1 protein-coding gene is annotated in these 1,771 nt (G+C 57.3%); it reads left to right on the top strand.

The window, feature by feature from the left end; all coding sequences use genetic code 11:
* Nucleotides 1–1,771 (top strand): efflux RND transporter permease subunit (locus ACOSYY_RS14875; RefSeq protein ID WP_421663313.1); only part of this gene is annotated, 1,771 nt, incomplete at both ends.

Raw genomic sequence — 1,771 nt, forward strand, 5'->3', positions numbered from 1 at the left:
TTACCCCGGAGCCAGCGCGGAAGTCGCGGCGGATTCGGTGGCTCGGACGATCGAAGTGCAGCTGCCGGGCATCGACAATCTCCTCTACTACGACTCGACCAGCACGAACGACGGCCACGTCAGCATCAGGCTCACCTTTGAAATCGGCACCAACGTGGATATCGCGCAGGTGCAGACGCACAACCGCATGAAACTTGCGGAACCGCAGCTTCCTCCTGAAGTCGTCCGGCAAGGAATCAGTGTCTTGAAATTTTCTCCCGACCTCTTGGCGGTCGTCGCGCTGAGTTCCAGCGACCCGACTCACGACACGGTGTTTATCTCGAACTATGCGTTGTTGCGCGTCATCGACAACCTCAAGCGCATTCCGGGTGTCGGACAGGCCATGGTCTTCGGACAGCAAAATTACTCGATGCGCCTCATTTTAAACCCGGTGCGCATGGCGCAGTTGGCTCTGACGCCGAGCGACATCGCCAATGTGGTGCGCGAGCAAAACCGCGATTTTCCGGCGGGGCAGGTGGGACGCGAGCCGGCTCCCAAGGGAACGGAGCTCACCATCCCCATTATGACTCAGGGCCGATTGACGGAAGTCGAGGACTTCGAAAATCTCATTGTCCGAGCCATGCCGGACGGGTCGATGATCCGTCTGAAAGATGTCGCGCGAGTCGAGCTGGGAGCTCTGTCGTACGTCATGCAAGGGCGGTGGAATGGAAAGCCGAACGTCTTCCTGATTACCTTTCTGGCTCCCGGCGCAAACGCGCTCGACACGGTCAAACACGTTCGTGCCGAAATGAAAGAGCTGGCCGAGTCCTTTCCGCCCGGGCTGATGTTCGATATTCCTTACGACACGACGAAGTTCATCGAAGTGTCGATCAAGGAAGTGCTCAAGACGCTGGCCGAGGCGATGACTCTTGTCATCCTGGTCGTATATCTGTTTTTGCAAAGTTGGCGAGCCACCTTGATTCCCGCCGTTGCGGTTCCGGTCTCATTGATCGGCACGTTTGCCGGCATGGAGGCATTGGGATTTTCGATCAATACCCTCACCCTATTCGGCATGGTGTTGTCTATCGGAATCGTGGTGGACGATGCCATCGTCGTGGTCGAAAATATCGAGCGACACATCCGAGAAAGCAGGCTATCGCCCAAGGAAGCCTCGAAGAAAGCCATGACCGAAGTCACCAGGCCGGTCATCGCGATCGTCCTGGTCCTCTGTGCCGTGTTCGTGCCGGTTGCGTTCCTCGGCGGGATCATCGGCGAACTCTATAAACAGTTTGCCATCACGATCGCCATGGCGGTGACGATTTCAGGGGTTGTAGCTCTGACGCTCAGCCCCGCGTTGTCGGCGCTGGTGCTGAAGCCAGGCGGCGAACATCACGAGACGGGATTTTTCGCGCTGTTCAACAGATTGTTTAATTGGACACGGGAGCGCTATTCCAGAGCCGTGGACGGCATGATCAAATGGCGGGCCGTCTCCTTCTCGGTGTTCGCGGTGATCCTGTTCGCGGCATTCGGGCTCTTCCGGGTGATTCCTCCCGCTTTTTTACCGGAAGAGGACCAAGGGTATTTCATCACGGTCGTGCAGCTGCCCGATGGCGCGTCCACGCAACGGACTGTGAAAGTCCTCGAGAAGATCGAACAGTATTTCCTCTCGATCCCCGCCGTTCACTCAACCGACGCGATGTCCGGCATGAATTTCGTCTTTAATACACGAGGGCCGAACAGCGCGACGATGTTTATCCCGTTGCATCACTGGGACGAGCGAAAGCCTTCGGAG

Source organism: Nitrospira sp. BLG_2 (assembly GCF_049222245.1).